Source organism: Microbacterium sp. ABR10, assembly GCF_057812175.1.
The window spans coordinates 3,579,345-3,595,515 of the sequence record NZ_CM173821.1; the positions used below are offsets into that span (position 1 = coordinate 3,579,345).

A 16,171-nucleotide genomic window follows, 5' to 3' on the forward strand; every position below is an offset into this window, starting at 1 on the left:
TCGTCGAAGCCACCGCGCGCGGCCGCGTGCCCGGACCCTTCGACAAGCTCAGGGTCTGCCCGGCGTGCCGAACCCACTGCGTCGGCGGAGCACACGCCCCCGCGGCGCCGGCGGCCCTTCACCAGCCCCGGCGTCGTCCCGGGACGCGTCACACCGCCGCGCGCAGCGCCTGATCGAGGTCGGCGATCAGGTCTTCGGCATCCTCGAGCCCGATCGACAGGCGCACGAGGCCATCGGCGATCCCGAGGCGGTCGCGCGTCTCTTGCGTGAAGCCGATGTGCGTCGTCGTGGCGGGGTGCAGTGCCATCGATCGCGTGTCGCCGATGTTCGTCATGCGGCTGAACAGGCGCAGGGCGTCGAAGAAGCGTTCGGCCCCGTCGCGGCCGCCGCGCACGGTGAACGAGAACACCGAGCCCGAGAGCCCGCCATAGTCGCGCACGGCGAGGTCGTGCTGAGGATGCGAGGGGAGTCCGGCGTAGTCGACGCTCTCGACGGCGTCGTGCTGCTCGAGCCACTCCGCGATCGTCCGCGCGCTGGCGAGATGCTGCCGCATGCGCACCGACAGGGTCTCCATGCCCTGCTGCAGCAGGAATCCGTTGAGCGGCGAGAGCGCCGGCCCGGTGTCGTTGGCGATCCCGAAGCGCAGCGACAGCTCGAACGCGCGCGGTCCGAACGCCTCGACGAGCGACGGGTGGGTGGCGATCGGGGTATCGGTGAGTGCGGGGTAGGAGCGGTCGGATGCCACCCAGTCGAACGTTCCGCCGTCGACGACCGCCCCGGCGAGGTTGGCGCCGTGACCCGAGAGGAACTTCGTGGCGGAGTGCACGACGATGTCGGCACCGTGCTCGATGGGGCGGATGAGGAACGGCGTCGCGATGGTGTTGTCGACGACGAGCGGGATGCCGTGACGTTTCGCGATGCGCCCGACGAGGGCGATGTCGACGACGTCGTTCTTGGGGTTGGGCAGCGTCTCGGTGAAGATCGCCTTCGTCTCGGGGCGGATCAGGGCGTTCCACTCGGCCTCGTCGGTCGGGTCCCAGACGTACTCCACCGTGACGCCCATGCGCGCGAACGTGCGGTCGAACAGCACGCGCGTGCCGCTGTAGATGCTGGCGGTCGAGACGATGTGCTCACCGGAGCCGGCGAGCGCGAGAAGCGAAACCGTGATGGCCGCTTGGCCGGAGCCCACGACGATTGCGCCCGAACCGCCCTCGAGCGAGGCGAGTCGACGTTCGGCGACCTGGTTGGTCGGATTGGCATTGCGAGAGTAGAGGTGGCCGAGGTCAGCACCGGCGAACCGGTCGGTCGCCTCCTGAAACGATGCGAACCGGTAGGCCGCCGAGAGGTGTACGGGCGTGATGCGCGAACCGTGGGTGAGGTCTTCTTGTTCGCCGGCGTGCACCTGCCGCGTGGCGAAGCCGAAGCCGTCCCACTCGCTGTGCGGTGTCGACGGCTCAGCCACGGATGCCGACCACTTCGCGCGGCAGCAGGGAGCCGAGCCAGCGCGCGATCTCGCGCGGTCCTGAGCGGGGAGCGGATGCCTCGACGTCGGGGTTGTAGTTCGTGTTGGTGTTCACGTCGTACGTCACCGTGCGGCCGTCGAGCGTCTCGATGAATTCGACGCCGGCGATCCCTACACCCTCGGCCGCGATGAACGCGAGATAGCGGTCGATCAGCGCCGGGTCGACATCGTCGCGCAGGCGGAAGAGCGGCTCGGGCTCGACGCCGTCGGCGCCCGGGACCGCGCACGCCTCGGCGGGGCACAGCTCGAAGCTGCCGGCGCTGGTGTCGACGCGCACGGCGTAGACGAACTCGCCCGCGACGAACTCGGCCCGGGTGATGAACGGCGTCCGGGCCACGAGCAGCTCCTGCAGCAGTGTGATGCCGTCGGGGGAGTGCTCGAAGTCGGGTCCGGCGACCCACGCCGTGAAGTCGTCGATGGAGTCCCACCGCCGCACGCCCAAGCCCTTGCCGCCCTGGTTGTGCTTGCTGATGAACGGCGCGCCGAAGCGCTCCGCGGCCGCGGCGAGGTCGTCGGTGCCGAAGACGGCGACCGTGCAAGGAACGTCGATACCCGCGTGGCGCAACGCCGCGTGCTGCGCGACCTTGCTCACCTCGAGCTCGAGGACGTCGGCACCGTTGATGACCGTGCGGCCCCACGACGCGAGCCAGCGCAACACGGCGCGGCCGAACTCCTTGCTGTGCGCGTGGTCGCGCGTGTGCGCCGAGGCACTCAGTCGCGACCAGAAGACGCCGTCCGGCGGTTCGACCGCGAGGTCGATCGAGCCGTCGGTGAGCAGCCATTCTTCGAACGGCACCCCTTCGGCCTCGAACGCCGCTGCGAACGGGGGAATCCACTGGGGATTCTCGTGGATGACATAGACCTTGCCCGACATTCCGCCAGGCTAACGCGCGCCTCCGACATCGCGCCCGCCGACCCGTCACGCGGGGTCACTGGCGCCCCGGTGCGCGCTCCAGCAGGGATGCACGGCATCCTTCGGTCATGCCGCTGCGCTAAAACAATCCGCGCGGCAAAGCCGGCCTGACGAGGCGCGTCGAGACACAGGCGGGTGAAGTTCGTCACGACAGGGGTTACGATATCAATGCCCGCGAGCTGGCCGTGGCACCCTCATCCACATCGCGAAGGGGCACGCCGTGCGGGAGACAGTCGATCTGGCGGTCATCGTCGCGGTCTACGTCGCGATCATCGGCACCGGGTGGGGTCTTCTCGTCGATCCGTTGCGCCCCGCGACCAGATGGGTAGCAGTCGCGTCTGTCGTGCTGACCGGGTTCCTTGTAGCAGGCCTGGCTCCCGACGCGGTGCTGTCGGTGCCGATGCTCGTGATGACATTCACCATCACGTCGTGGGCACGCGAGAGGTGGTGGCGGGCCAGCCTCATTCGGAACGAACGCCCATCCCGAACGCCTCCGCCTCTTCCTCCGTCAGCATCCGCGACCGGATGAGGAACCGCATCCCGGTCGGGCCCTCCACCGAGAAGCCCGCGCCGCGGCCGGGAACGACGTCGATCGTCAGGTGAGTGAATTTCCAGTACTCGAACTGCGACTCCGACATGTAGACCTCGATGGAGTCGTCGAGTCCCGCGTCGATGTCGCCGAGGTGCACGTCGCTGGGGCCCGTGATGAACATTCCCACCGGGTAACACATCGGTGAGCTGCCATCACAGCAGCCGCCCGACTGATGGAACATCAGCGGGCCGTGCTTCACCGTGAGCTCGCGCAGCAGCGCGGCCGCGGCATCCGTCACGTCGACGCGTGAGGGCTGGGTGATCATGTCCCATTCCTTTCAATTCCTGTCCCAAAATGTGTCGGCTGCGGGCCCGGCCACCCGCCATAACTGGGACGAGGGTCACCGCGAGGCAGCCACAAGTGGGACACGCACGGCCCCACAGCCGCACCACCCGAACGGGTGTGACCCCCGGCGCGAACCCGGGGGTCACTGAGCGCCGACGACCCTGCGTCGCGGCGCCCTGCCGATCAGAAGAAGCCCATAGCCCCATCGGCATACGACACCAGCAGGTTCTTCGTCTGCTGGTAGTGGTCGAGCATCTTGAGGTGGTTCTCGCGGCCGATGCCGGACTGCTTGTACCCGCCGAACGCCGCGTGCGCGGGGTACTGGTGGTACGTGTTCGTCCAGACGCGCCCGGCCTCGATGGACCGTCCCGCACGGTAGGCGGTGTCGCCGCTGCGACTCCACACGCCGGCGCCGAGGCCGTAGAGGGTGTCGTTAGCGATCGAGATGGCATCGTCGAAGTCGTCGAACGAGGTGACCGACAGCACGGGACCGAAGATCTCCTCCTGGAAGATCCGCATGTCGTTCGTGCCCTCGAAAACGGTCGGCGCCATGTAGTAGCCGTCCGTCAGGTCGCCGCCGAGGTCGACGCGTTCTCCACCTGTCAGCAGCTTGGCGCCACCCGCCTTGCCGATGTCGATGTACGACAGGATCTTCTCCAGCTGGTCGTTCGAGGCCTGCGCGCCGATCATGGTCTCGGGGTCGAGCGGATTGCCCTGGCGCACCTTCTTCACGCGCTCGAGGCCGTCGCCGAGGAACTGGTCGTAGATCGACCGCTGGATCAGCGATCGCGACGGGCACGTACACACCTCGCCCTGGTTGAGGGCGAACATGGTGAAGCCCTCGAGCGCCTTGTCGTAGTAGGCATCGTCGCTGCGGAGAGCGACGTCTTCGAAGAAGACGTTAGGGCTCTTGCCCCCGAGCTCGAGGGTGACGGGGATCAGGTTCTGCGACGCGTACTGCATGATCAGGCGCCCGGTGGTGGTCTCACCGGTGAACGCGATCTTACGGATGCGCTTGTGCTGCGCCAGCGGCGCCCCCGCCTCGATACCGAAGCCGTTGACGATGTTCACGACACCCGCCGGCAGCAGGTCGCCGATGATGTCGAACAGGAAGAGCAGGGATGCCGGAGTCTGCTCGGCCGGCTTGATCACGACGCAGTTGCCCGCCGCGAGAGCGGGGGCGAGCTTCCATGCCGCCATGAGAATGGGGAAGTTCCACGGGATGATCTGGCCGACCACGCCCAGCGGCTCATTGAAGTGGTACGCGACGGTGTTCTCGTCGAGCTGGCTGAGCGAGCCCTCCTGCGCCCGCAGCACGCCGGCGAAGTAGCGGAAGTGGTCGACGGTAAGGGGAATGTCGGCCGCGAGCGTCTCGCGCACCGGCTTGCCGTTCTCCCAGGTCTCGGCGACGGCGATCTTCTCGAGGTTCTCTTCGATCCGGTCGGCGATCTTGTTCAGGATGACGCTGCGCTCGGCGGGAGTGGTCTTCTTCCACGACGCGAACGCCTTCCATCCCGCCTCCACGGCGCGATCGATGTCGTGCGCGTCGCCGCGCGCGACCTCGCAGAACGGCTTACCGGTGACAGGGGTGATGTTCTCGAAGTACTCTCCGCTGTGGGGTTCGACCCACTCGCCACCGATGTAGTGCCCGTACCGCGAACGGTATTCGGCGACGGCCCCGCGTTGTCCCGGGGCGGCGTAGACGCTCGAGACGCCTTCTTCGACGATGGTCATGCGTGTCTCCTTCGACGGTCATGAGTCGCCGCGTCTGCTTCGGGCGGCGATGCGCCGACGGTACGCCGGGGGACGTTGCATCGAGTTGCGCCCGGGGCACGGGGCGGGCAGCGGCGCGGGCTGTCTCGTCGAAGCCGCACCCGCTTGCCGAGACCGCATCCGATTGACGGCAAACGCATGCGGCCTCATCAATGCAATGCGGTTTCGAGCTACGGCCATCTCGCCGCCGCCCGGGCACGCGACGGGCGGCCGGCAACGGGCGGCAGGCGGCATACGTGGCCGGCGACGGCCTCGCGACCATCGCCGCGACATCCGCCTGCGTGCGGCCTCACCCGACCGGAAGCGCGGATGCCACGACCCGAGGCCGTGGCATCCGTCTGCGTGCGCAACCGCGTGGCGCGGGCGAACTTCGTCGCGGCGACTACACGTCGGCGTCGGCTAGCACCGATCGCAGCGGCGGCACATTGACCTCGTGCAGGTCGACGTCGTCGAGGCGCTCGATGCTCTGCACACGGGGGGCGATCACGCGGTCGTCGGCGACGATCCAACTGCCGACGAGGAGGAACCGGTCGTTGCCCGCCGTGATCGGGCCGGTGAGGGCGAAGGTCTGGTGCGTCGGCGTGAGGAATGTCACGCGCACGGGCGTGCCGTGGGGGAGGGTCGACGGGTCGACCACGTCTGCCTCGAGCGCCGGCTGCGGAGGCTCGATACCGAGATCGATGCGCTGGATCTCGGAGCTCGTCGCGAGGATCACGTCGCCGACCAGGGGCTGACCGCCCACGCCGATACGCACGGTGCCCTCGAGGGCGTAGAGGCCGTAGCGCGGCGAACGGACGATGACGCGGGCGACGTCGCCCGCCTTGACCTCGGCCAGCGCCTCGCGGATGCGCGCCACGTCGCGACGGGCACGGGCTGCCGAGAAGATGTCGAGCGCGTTTTCGTCCATAGGTTCAGAGTAACGAGGGCCTCCGACATCGGGCCCACCGAAGAGTGAACGCACACGTAAGCGTGGTCGCGTCAGCGCGGTCACTCGCGCTCCAAGCGCTCGATCCGTGCGACGAGGCCGGCACGCTTCGGCGAACGCGGGGGCAGCATCGACAGGCACAGCCGCAGCACCTCCTCGTCATCGCGCCCGTCGACGGCGTCGGCGTAGGCGAGGAGCACGTCGACACCGGCCTCGGCGATCAACGCCTCTCGCAGCGTCGAGCGCACCGATTCGCGTACCTCGACCACCCCCGGTGCGTCGGACTGAGGAAGCACCGGACCCGAGTAGGCCGCGAGAGCCACCCGGTGCGCACCGCGGTCGAGAAGCGACAGCACGTGCTGGGCGTCGGTCTCGAGTCCGTCGAGGAGTCGATACGGCCGGGATGCCGGCACGACCCGCGGAGCGAGGGGAACCAGGGCGCGGCGCAGGCGCACCATTTCGGGCCGCAGCGTCTCTACGGCGGCGTGGCCGTACACGGCCTCGCTCAGCGCCTCGGCGGAGAGGCCCTCGCGGTGCACGGCGAGCAGCAGCAGGATCTCGGCATGGCGGGCGCTGAGTTCGAGCGTCGACCCCGACACCTCGAGCAGCGCGCGATCCCGGCCGAGGGTGCGCAGGAGTGCCCGCGACGGCGCTGCACGTGTGGGAGGAGGGGCCTGCTGCGCGCGGAGCCGCGCCACGAGGATCTCGCTCTCGATTGCCCGGGCCGTGGCATCCACGAGAAGTTGAGCCTGGGGAGTCACCGCCTCGGGCCCTCCCGTGACGTCGATCACGCCGAGCAGGCGACGAGTCTCGGGGTCGTGCACCGGAGCGGCCGTGCACGACCACGGCTGCACGAGGCGGTTGAAGTGCTCGGCGCCCCGGATCTGCACGGAGCGATCGAGGGTCAGCGCGGTCCCGGGTGCGGAAGTGCCCACGGCATCCTCGGCCCAGTTCGCTCCTGCGACGAAGCCCATGTCACCGGTGAGCGTGCGGATGTGCCGGTCGCCCTCGACCCACAGCAGGCGTCCCGCGGCGTCTCCCACAGCGACGACGACACCCGACTCCTCGGCGGTGCCGGGAAGGAGCAGGGCGCGCACCATGTCCATGACCCCGGCCAGCGGATGAGCCCGGCGGTACGCCTCGAGTTCCTCCGACGCCAGCTCGAGCGCGGGGAGTCCTTCGGGCCCGACGAGGGATGCCATCGACCGCCGCCACGACTCGGTGACCAGCGGACGCACGTCGCCGAGGCGCCGATCCTCGTTGCCGGCGAGGAGTTCGTCGTGTGCGCGCGCGATCAGCAGTCCCGAGGTCTCGGGGGAGATGGCCGGTCGCGACCAGGAGGAGGGCACAGGACTCCCATCGGCGGTGACGGAGGTGGGTCTCAGTGTAGGTCGGGTGGGCACCGGGCGGGAGGGGGCGGACCCGCCCACCGCCGTTCGGAGCAGCAGCGAGGTCTCGCCCGGGGCATGCGCTCCGCCACCCGGTCGCGGGAGAGCCGTTTCGATGAGGGTGTGCGGCCGTCAACCCCCGTTGCCCTGCGCGAGCGAGAAGAGCACGGTGGAGGAACCGACGGAGAGGAACGCCATGAAGGCAGTGCAGTACCGCGAGATCGGAAAAGGACCCGAGGTCGTCGAGGTCGACGAGCCCCACGCGGGCCCCGGTGAGGTGCGCCTCAAGGTGACGGCAGCAGGCCTATGCCACTCCGACTGGTTCGTGATGGACCTTCCCGAAGACCAGTACACCTATGGTCTGCCACTCACACTCGGTCACGAGGGTGCCGGGATCGTGGACGAGCTCGGCGAGGGCGTCGAGGGTGTGGAGATCGGCGGGGCGTACGCCATTTACGGACCGTGGGGGTGCGGGCGGTGCCACGCGTGCGCGAGGGGCGCCGAGAACTACTGCCCGTACGCCGCCGAGATGGGCATCACCCCTCCGGGACTCGGCAGCCCCGGCGCTATGGCCGAGTACGTCATCGTCGATGACCCTCGCCACCTCGCCCCGCTCGGCGATCTCGATCCCGTCGAGACGGTGTCGCTCACGGACGCCGGCCTCACGCCGTACCACGCGATCGTCTCCGCCGAAACGAAGCTGTACCCGGGCGCGACGGCCGTCGTGATCGGCGTCGGCGGTCTCGGCCACGTCGGCGTGCAGATCCTCCGCGCGGTGTCGCAAGCCACGGTCATCGCCGTAGACCTCGGCGAGGACAAGCTGGCGCTGGCTCGCGAAGTCGGCGCACACCACACGGTGACTTCCGACGAACATGCCGCCGAGCGCATCCGCGAGCTGACGAACGGTCTCGGGGCGACGGCGGTTTTCGATTTCGTCGGCGTGCAGCCCACGATCGACCTGGCCCGCGCCGTCGCCGGCATCGACAGCTTCATCCACATCGTCGGAATCGGCGGCGGCATCATGCCCGCCGGCTTCTTCTCCACGCCGATGGGGGCGGCCGTTCGCGCACCGTACTGGGGCACGCGCGGCGAGCTCATCGAGGTGCTGGACCTCGCCCGCAGCGGAGCCGTCGGCGTACACGTCGAGCGTTACGGCTTCGACGGCGCGGTGGAGGCGTACGCGAAGCTGCACAGGGGAGAGATTCGCGGCCGCGCGGTCGTCGTTCCCTGAACCGAGACATGAGGGGGCGCCGTCCGATCATGCATCAGCAAGCGCCGGGTATCGCCGAGTACTCACGGAAGGCGATGTGAGTCGTCGGAGAGCGATGGAGTGCTTGCGAACCGCCCGAGAACACAGTGATGAAATCACGTGAGAGATTGCGGATTCAGGATGCGGCGTTCTTCCTCGGAAACTTCATCATCCCGCCTGGCTGAGCGTCTGAGGGTCACGACGTGGTCGCTCATCCTCGTCTTCTCAATCGTGTGGGTCCTGCAGCTCTTCTTCGTCATCTCGACAATGGGTAGACCGGGTCAGAACGCATCCGGCTTCGACGCGTCGATGATGCTGACGGGCATCGTCACCGTCGGCTTGCTTGTGGTGGCCGCCGTCGGCTGGGGTGTCGAGAGGCACCATCCCACCGCCGCCGCTGCGGTCTACGGCGTGGTGTCAGGCGCGGGTCTCGTAGCCGTCGTCGTCTCCCTCGTCATCCTGATGACATCGGCGGGGTGAGGCTGATCGCTCCAAGGCGCGGTCAGCCCCGCGCCGCCCACCACTCCCGCAGGCGCTTCTCCGCCTCGTCTTCGCCGACCACGCCCTCGTCGAGGCGCAGGTCGAGCAGGAAACGGTACGCCTCGCCCACTTCGCGCCCGGGTTTCAGCCCCAGCACCTCCTGGATGCGGTTGCCGTCGAGCTCAGGGCGGATCGAGTCGATCTCCTCCTGTTCGCGGAGCGCCGAGATGCGCGCCTCGATGTCGTCGTAGGCGGATGCCAGTCGCTGCGCCTTGCGCTTATTGCGGGTGGTCACGTCTGCCCGGGTGAGGATGTGCAGGCGCTCCAGTTCGGCCCCGGCGTCGCGGACGTACCGGCGCACTGCGGCATCCGTCCACGCCCCCTCGGCGTAGCCGAAGAACCGCAGATGCAGCTCGACGAGGCGCGTGACGACGGTGGTCGTCGCGGCGTCGAAACGCAGCGCCTGAAGGCGCTTGCGGGCGAGCCGAGCACCCTTGACGTCGTGGTGGTGGAACGTCACGCCCCCACCCGGCTCGAGGCGTCGTGTCGCGGGCTTGCCGATGTCGTGCAGAAGCGCCGCCAGGCGCAGGGGCACATCGGGGGCGGCATCCGGATGCCGACTCTTCTCGAGCGCGATCGCCTGACGCAGCACGGTGAGGGAGTGCTCGTAGACGTCTTTGTGGTGGTGGTGCTCGTCGACCTCGAGGCGCAGAGCCGGCACCTCGGGCAGGAACTCCTCGATCAGGCCGGTCTCCACGAGCACGCGGAGGCCACGAACCGGGTCATCGGTCTGCAGCAGGCGAACGAGCTCGGCCTGCACGCGTTCGGGGCTGACGATCTCGAGCGACGCCCGCAGGTCGGCGATCGCGTCGAGGGTCGCTCGGTCGACGGTGAAGTCGAGCTGGGACGAGAAGCGAGCCGCGCGCAGCATGCGCAACGGGTCGTCGCCGAAGCTCACGGCCGGGTCGATGGGGGTGCGAAGACGCCCCGCGATCAGATCCTCGACGCCGCCGGTCGGGTCGACGAGCGTGCGCGCGGGCACGCGGAGCGCCATGGCGTTGACGGTGAAGTCGCGGCGGGTGAGGTCGGCTTCGAGGGTGTCACCGAACTCCACCGTGGGCTTGCGCGTGACCCCGTCGTAGCTGTCGGCGCGATAGGTGGTGACCTCGACCTGTTCGCCCATGACGCGTGCGCCGATGGTTCCGAAAGCGCGGCCGACGTCCCATTGGACCGACGAGACGGGCTTGATCAGCGCGAGGATCTCGTCGGGGCGGGCGTCGGTGGTGAAGTCGAAGTCGTGCGTGGTGCGGCCCAGCAGCGCGTCGCGAACCGGGCCACCGACGATCGCGAGATCACGGCCGGCTTCGGCGAAGGTACGGGCGACGGTGGCGACGACGGGGTGCGCGGCGAGCTCCTCGAGGCGCGCGAGACCCTCGGCCATGTTCAGCATGTCTTCGAGCCTATCCGGGGCCGGCGACAGCGATCGTGCGTCTGCCCACGGCCTCATCGAGCGTCCAGAACACCCGGATGCCACGGCATCCACGTCCGCGTTTCGTGGACTTTCGCGTGGCCCGCGACCCCGACCGCGCGGCTCAGTCGGCGAACGAGACGAACCCCGTCACCAGCAACTCGCGCACGCGTGGAAGCAGATCGTCGCGGAGGTGCGCGGCATCCACCTCCATCAACTGCGCGATGGCGTCGATCAGGACACCGACGGCGAGATCGCCGTCGCACGCCCCGACCAGCGCGGCGAGAGCCGGGTCGACCTCGGTCCGCCGCGCGAAGCCACCGCCCTGGTGCAGCTCGATGACCGACGGATCACCCTCACCCGGGCGGTAGTGGCGCGCCTCGGTGACGTCGGGCGCCACCTGCAGCACGCTCGCCGCGAGGTCGTCGTCGTCCAGCAGCGCCGCACGGTCGTGCGCGGCGAGGCACGCTGCGAGGTGCGGTCCGAACGCGGATTCCCCGCCCCCCACGACGCGCTCGTACCGCGCCAGGGTGGGGCCTCCGGCCAGGGGCTTGCGCAGCAGCAGGTATCCGAAGCCGACGCCCGTGACTCCGCGGCGGGCGAAGTCGTCGAGCCACGCGTCGATGAGACGTCCGTGCGCCGCCGTCCCCGGAACCGTGCCACCATCGCGCACCCACAGCTCCGCGTACGCGAGCGGGTCGAGCACCTCGCGCTCGATCACCCAGCCATCCATCTCCTCGCCCACCCACGAGCGGACGCGGTCGAGTCCCGCTTCACCCTCGCGGTACTCCCAATTGCCCAGCAACTGTGCGACACCGCCGGGGGAGAGGTGCGAACCCACACCCGCGACGACGGCCGCCACCAGCGAATCGCCCTCCATCCCGCCGTCGCGGTACTCGTACGCCGGAACCCCCTCGACACGGGGCGTGATGACGAACGGGGGATTGGATGCCACCCGGTCGAACGTCTCGCCGGCGACGGGGTCGAACAGCGAGCCGTGCCGTGTCTCGATGCCCTCGACGCTGTTCAGGAGCGCGTTCAGCCGGGTGAACCGCAGCGCCCGCTCGGAGACGTCGGTGGCGACGACGTGGTCCACGAGGCGGCGCAGGCGAAGAGCCTGGATGCCGCACCCCGTCCCGACGTCCAGTGCGGTCCGCGCGCCGCGGGTCAGTTGCAGGCGGGCCAGGGTCTGCGAGGCTCCGCCCACACCCAGGACGTGGTCCTCGGGGAGAGGCCCCTCGAGCGCCGCCTCGTCGAGGTCGCTCGCGATCCACCACTCGACCTCCCCCTCGTCGTCCGAGAACGCCTGCGGCCGCACGATGACCTCGGGATGCACGTCGTCGCCCTCGACGCGCACGAGGCCCAGCGCGGCCGCACCGTCGACACCCAACGACGGCAGCGCCGAAACCACCTGCTCGCGATCCACGGTGAGACCGAGCCCCCACAGGCGCCCCAGCACGGCGAGGGCGTCGTCGCGGGCGCCGAGCGCCCGCTCGGCCGGGCGGCGCAGGCCGCGTGCCACGGCGTCATCCGCTTGCTCGCCCCAGGCCCCGCGGAGCGTCGAGCTCGCGAAGTCGGCGGCACGGAGATCGGCGGCGAGCGCCTGACAGAGGCGGGGGTCGGGTTCGGGAAGCACCGGTCCATTCAAGCGTCTGCGCGAGGCTATCGGGGGGCTTCATGGAACGCGGGCCTAGACTCATCGCGGTGCAAGGCCCCCTCGTGCCACCGACGCTCGTATGACCGTGACTTCCCCGCCTTCGGGCTCCCCCGTGCTGCGGCGCCCCTTCGCGCGCCGGCTGCTGGCGACCCTCGCCGCCGGTGCCCTGGCCCTCGGCGTGGCGCTGCCGTCGGCCGCCGCGTTCGCCGCGACCCCCGATCCTTCGTCGACGACCGCGGCCGTCGCCTCCGCACTGTCGGCCGCTCCCGCGGCGAACGGGATCCTGCGCCCCGGCGACCCGCTGGCGGTCGTCGTCACGCTGTCGGCGGGGTCCGCGGCCGCCACCGCGACCCCCGTCGCCCTCTCGATCGGCACGGCATCCCTCGGTGACGACGCCTCCCTCGACCGCTGGCTCGGTGGCGACGCGTCGGGACAGACCCTGCAGCAGGTGGCGACGGGAACGGTGGATGCCACCGCCTCCGGCGCCCAGAGCTCGATCACGCTGACCGTCCCCGCGACCGATCCGACCCTTGCCGGCCGCGGTGCCGGCGTCTACCCGGTGCTCGTGTCGGCGGCCGGTCTGACGGCACCGAGCGTGGTCGTCGTGCCGTCCGACGGTCCGACCACCCCGATCGCCCTCGTGGTGCCCATCACCGCGGCCCCCCTGACGCGCGGTCTGCTGACCGGCAACGAGCTGGCGGAGTTGACGGCGGTCGATGGAGCACTGTCGGCCCAACTCGACGCCGTCGACGGCACCTCCGCCACCCTGGCCGTCGACCCGGCGATACCGGCCGCGATCCGCGTTCTCGGCTCCGCTGCGCCGCCCACCGCTGTCGCCTGGCTACAGCGTCTGCTCGCGCTGCCGAACGACAGGTTCGCGCTGCAGTTCGGCGATGCCGACGTGGCCGCCCAGCTGCAGGCCGGACTGACGGCCCCGTTGGGCCCGACGTCGCTGCAGTCGTACATGAACGAGGACGATTTCACCGGACCGGCGCCCGCCGCTTCCGCGGTCTCGACTCCGGAGCCGGTCCCTTCCGCGAGCCCGGGGCAGCCGAGCTATCCGACGTTGACGACGCTGCTCGACATCGGCTCGGCGACGTCGAACGTCTTCTGGCCGGCAACGGGGTCGGCCGGGCCCGAGACGGTGGCCTCGCTCGGCGCCCTGGGAACGCCCGAGGAGCCCGCTCGCGTGCTGACGGCTTCGACGAGCGTCTCCGGCGGTTCTCGCGTTGCGTCCGCCGCCGTCGCGGGCGTCTCGACCCCGGTGTACGACGCCGAGGTGTCACGGGTGCTCGCGGCCGCCGCCGGCCAGAACGATGCCACGCGCCGCAGTGCGTCCCTGTCCGCCGCGCAGGCGTATCTCGCTATCGCGCGGAGCTCCGCCGGCGATCAGCCGGTCCTCGCCGTGCTCGACCGCGGCACCGACCGCTCCCGCGTGAGCCTGCGCGCCACGCTCGGCCTGATCTCCTCCGCGCCGGGGTTCGCGACATCGACTCTCGCCGAGGTTTCGGGCCGGCCGGCATCCGAGGTCTCCCTCGCGGCGCCCGCGGTCGACCCGACACGGGCGACCGAGGTGGGCGATCTGCTCTCCGACGAGCAGTCGGTCGACCGCTTCGCCACGATCCTCGATCAACCCGAGTTGCTCACCGGCCGCGAACGCGCCGAGATGCTGCAGGTCATCAGCGTCTCGTGGACGGGCGACGCCGCCCGTCGGGCCGTCGCCGACCTCCGTGCCGGTACGCAGACCACGCTGGATTCCGTCGGCATCCTCTCCTCCGACTTCCGCCTGGTCAGCTCCAGCGCCCCGCTGCGACCCTGGGTGCGCAACGACCTGCCGTGGCCCGTCACGGTGGTGCTCGACGTGAGCCCGAACGACGCGCGTCTGCGTGTGCAGGACCGCACCACGGTCGAGGCGCAGGCCGCGGCCAACACCCGCGTCGAGGTGCCCGTCGAAGCACGCATCGCCAACGGCGAGGTCAGCGTCGACCTACAGCTCTACAGCCCCACCGACCAGCCGGTCGGGGCCCCGCAAAGGGTCGACGTCGAGGTGCGCGCCGAGTGGGAGAGCATCGGGCTGATCGTCATCGTCGTGCTCGTGGTGGCCTTCCTCGGCCTCGGCGTCGTCCGGACGATCGCGCGTCGCCGTCGCACGCGAGCGGAAGAGGAGTCGACCCCCACTCAGGATGCCGACACCCCCGTCGACGGCATCGGCGTGAAGGGTCCGGATGACGACGGGCGCAGCCCCGCCGAGTCCGCGGACGACACCGCACCCGACGAAGAGGAGATCCGCCCGTGAGCAGTATCGGACGGGCGAGTGTGCTCATCGGGGCGGGGACGATCGTCTCCCGCGTGAGCGGGCTGCTGCGCATCGTCGTGCTCGTCGCGATCGTCGGCTCGGTGGGCAGCGCCGCGGGTGACGCGTTCGGTCTCGCCAACCAGCTGCCGAACAACATCTACACGGTGATCTCGACCGGTGTACTCACGGCGGTGATCGTCCCGCAGATCGTGAAGGCCGCCGCGCACGCCGACGGCGGCCGGGCGTTCGTCTCGAAGCTCTTCACGCTGGGAACGGTGATCCTGCTGGGGGCGACCGCCCTTGCGATGATCGCCGCTCCGTTGATCGTCACCGTCTACATCGACCCGGCGAAGGTCGAGCCCGACCAGATCGCGCTGGCCACCGCATTCGCCTATTGGTGCCTGCCGCAGATCTTCTTCTACGGCCTCTATGCGCTTCTGGGGGAGATCCTCAACGCGCGCAAGGTGTTCGGCCCGTACACGTGGGCACCCATCGTCAACAACGTCGTCTCCATCGTCGGTTTCGGCATCTTCCTGCTGCTGTTCGGGGGGCCGAGCCCCGACGTCCTGCTGTGGACACCCACGATGATCGCTCTGCTCGGTGGTGTCGCCACCGGCGGGATCGTGTTGCAGACCGTCGTGCTGCTGGTGTTCTGGCGCCGAGCCGGTCTGCAGCTGCGTCCCGACTTCCACTGGCGCGGCGTGGGCCTGCGCCACATCGGACGACTGGCCGGTTGGACGTTCCTCATGGTCATCGTGGGACAGCTGGCCGGAATCGTCCAGACACGGGTGCTGTCCGGCGCTTCGGGGACCGGACCCGCGATCATCGCCACGCAGAACGCGTGGCTGGTGTTCATGCTGCCCTACTCGATCATCGTGCTGTCGATCGGGACGCCGTACTTCACGCAGCTCAGCGAGCACGCCGCAGCCGGGCGTCACGACGAGGTGAAGTCCGACATCGTCCGCAGCATCCGCGTCCTCGGGCTGTTCATCGTCGTCGCCACCGCCGCGCTGGCCGTCGCTGCCGTGCCGGCGACCCGCGTCTTCACGAACAGCTCCGACGAGGCTCTCGCCGCGGCCCCCGTCCTGCTGTGCTTCCTCGTCTGTCTGCTGCCGCTGGCCGTGCTCTTCGTCATCCAACGCACCTTCTACGCCTACAACGACACACGGACGCCGTTCTTCTTCACCCTCGCGCAGGGCGTGCTGGTCGCCGTGACGGCCCTGATCGCCGGAGCCGCGGTCGGCGCCGGGGCTCTTCCCCTGGCCCAGCTGGCGGCGGGGGTCGCACTGGGTCAGTCCCTTGCGAGCGTCGTGCAGGTGGTGGTCGCCACGGTGATCCTGCACCGACGCCTCGGGGGCATCGGTGTCCGCGCCTGGCTGAGCCCGCTCGGGCGTTTCGTTCTCGTCGCTGTGCCCGCTGCCGCGGCGGGCTGGGGCGTCGTGCTGCTGTGCGGCGGCCCCGAGGGCTGGCTGTCGGCATCCGTGGTGTCGGGCGCTCTGGGAGCCGCACTGGTCGGATCGGTCGTCCTCGCGGTGTACATCGGCATCCTGGCACTTCTGCGAACGCCGGAGCTCGAACCGGCGATCGCGCTGGGCCGACGGTTCCTCCCCAAGCGCTAGCCCC

General features: G+C 69.9%; 12 protein-coding genes. 4 read left to right on the forward strand and 8 right to left on the reverse strand.

All coding sequences use genetic code 11. The features are described from left to right. Nucleotides 1–148 precede the first annotated feature (148 nt). The 6 genes from ACXKZF_RS16520 to ACXKZF_RS16545 form a co-directional block, all read right to left on the reverse strand. Nucleotides 149–1,462 carry an O-acetylhomoserine aminocarboxypropyltransferase/cysteine synthase family protein gene (locus ACXKZF_RS16520; protein ID WP_055952642.1) on the reverse strand — a complete coding sequence of 438 codons (1,314 nt, stop codon included), beginning with the start codon at nt 1,460–1,462 and terminating at the stop codon, nt 149–151. Then, entirely contained in the window at nt 1,455–2,396 is a 942-nt protein-coding gene (locus ACXKZF_RS16525) for an ATP-grasp domain-containing protein (RefSeq protein WP_488984960.1), read from the reverse strand. The genes ACXKZF_RS16520 and ACXKZF_RS16525 overlap by 8 nt, the downstream gene beginning before the upstream one ends. Nucleotides 2,397–2,896: 500 nt before the next feature. Beyond that, nucleotides 2,897–3,292, reverse strand: a complete 396-nt coding sequence (locus ACXKZF_RS16530; protein ID WP_488984961.1) for a DUF779 domain-containing protein — start codon at nt 3,290–3,292, stop codon at nt 2,897–2,899. Between the two features lie 203 nt (nt 3,293–3,495). Then, complete coding sequence (gene exaC / locus ACXKZF_RS16535; RefSeq protein WP_488984962.1) at nt 3,496–5,046, reverse strand: acetaldehyde dehydrogenase ExaC; 1,551 nt, start codon at nt 5,044–5,046, stop codon at nt 3,496–3,498. Nucleotides 5,047–5,467: 421 nt separating this feature from the next. Then, a complete protein-coding gene (locus ACXKZF_RS16540) occupies nt 5,468–5,992 on the reverse strand; it encodes a hypothetical protein (protein ID WP_243223034.1) in 525 nt (174 codons plus the stop codon). Between the two features lie 80 nt (nt 5,993–6,072). Continuing rightward, nucleotides 6,073–7,359, reverse strand: coding sequence for a GAF domain-containing protein (locus tag ACXKZF_RS16545; RefSeq protein WP_488984963.1), 1,287 nt, complete (start codon nt 7,357–7,359; stop codon nt 6,073–6,075). Between the two features lie 235 nt (nt 7,360–7,594). On the opposite strand from ACXKZF_RS16545, the gene ACXKZF_RS16550 reads away from it, so the two are divergent. Together ACXKZF_RS16550 and ACXKZF_RS16555 are read left to right on the forward strand one after the other, a co-directional pair. Then, nucleotides 7,595–8,629, forward strand: a complete 1,035-nt coding sequence (locus tag ACXKZF_RS16550; protein ID WP_488984964.1) for an NAD(P)-dependent alcohol dehydrogenase — start codon at nt 7,595–7,597, stop codon at nt 8,627–8,629. Nucleotides 8,630–8,788: 159 nt separating this feature from the next. Next, nucleotides 8,789–9,127, forward strand: coding sequence for a hypothetical protein (locus ACXKZF_RS16555; RefSeq protein WP_488984965.1), 339 nt, complete (start codon nt 8,789–8,791; stop codon nt 9,125–9,127). A gap of 22 nt (nt 9,128–9,149) precedes the next feature. Here ACXKZF_RS16555 and ACXKZF_RS16560 read toward each other — a convergent pair whose 3' ends face one another. Together ACXKZF_RS16560 and ACXKZF_RS16565 are read right to left on the reverse strand one after the other, a co-directional pair. Then, nucleotides 9,150–10,577 carry a CCA tRNA nucleotidyltransferase gene (locus ACXKZF_RS16560; protein WP_488984966.1) on the reverse strand — a complete coding sequence of 476 codons (1,428 nt, stop codon included), beginning with the start codon at nt 10,575–10,577 and terminating at the stop codon, nt 9,150–9,152. Nucleotides 10,578–10,719: 142 nt separating this feature from the next. Then, the gene (locus tag ACXKZF_RS16565) at nt 10,720–12,231 is read right to left on the reverse strand and encodes a DUF7059 domain-containing protein (protein ID WP_488984967.1); all 1,512 of its coding nucleotides are present in this window, start codon (nt 12,229–12,231) and stop codon (nt 10,720–10,722) included. A 106-nt stretch (nt 12,232–12,337) separates the two neighbouring features. On the opposite strand from ACXKZF_RS16565, the gene ACXKZF_RS16570 reads away from it, so the two are divergent. Together ACXKZF_RS16570 and murJ are read left to right on the forward strand one after the other, a co-directional pair. After that, nucleotides 12,338–14,548, forward strand: coding sequence for a DUF6049 family protein (locus tag ACXKZF_RS16570; RefSeq protein WP_488984968.1), 2,211 nt, complete (start codon nt 12,338–12,340; stop codon nt 14,546–14,548). Continuing rightward, nucleotides 14,545–16,167: a murein biosynthesis integral membrane protein MurJ gene (gene murJ / locus ACXKZF_RS16575; protein WP_488984969.1), complete on the forward strand. Its 1,623-nt coding sequence runs from the start codon at nt 14,545–14,547 to the stop codon at nt 16,165–16,167. Before ACXKZF_RS16570 ends, murJ begins: the two co-directional genes overlap by 4 nt. The last annotated feature ends 4 nt before the right edge of the window (nt 16,168–16,171 follow it).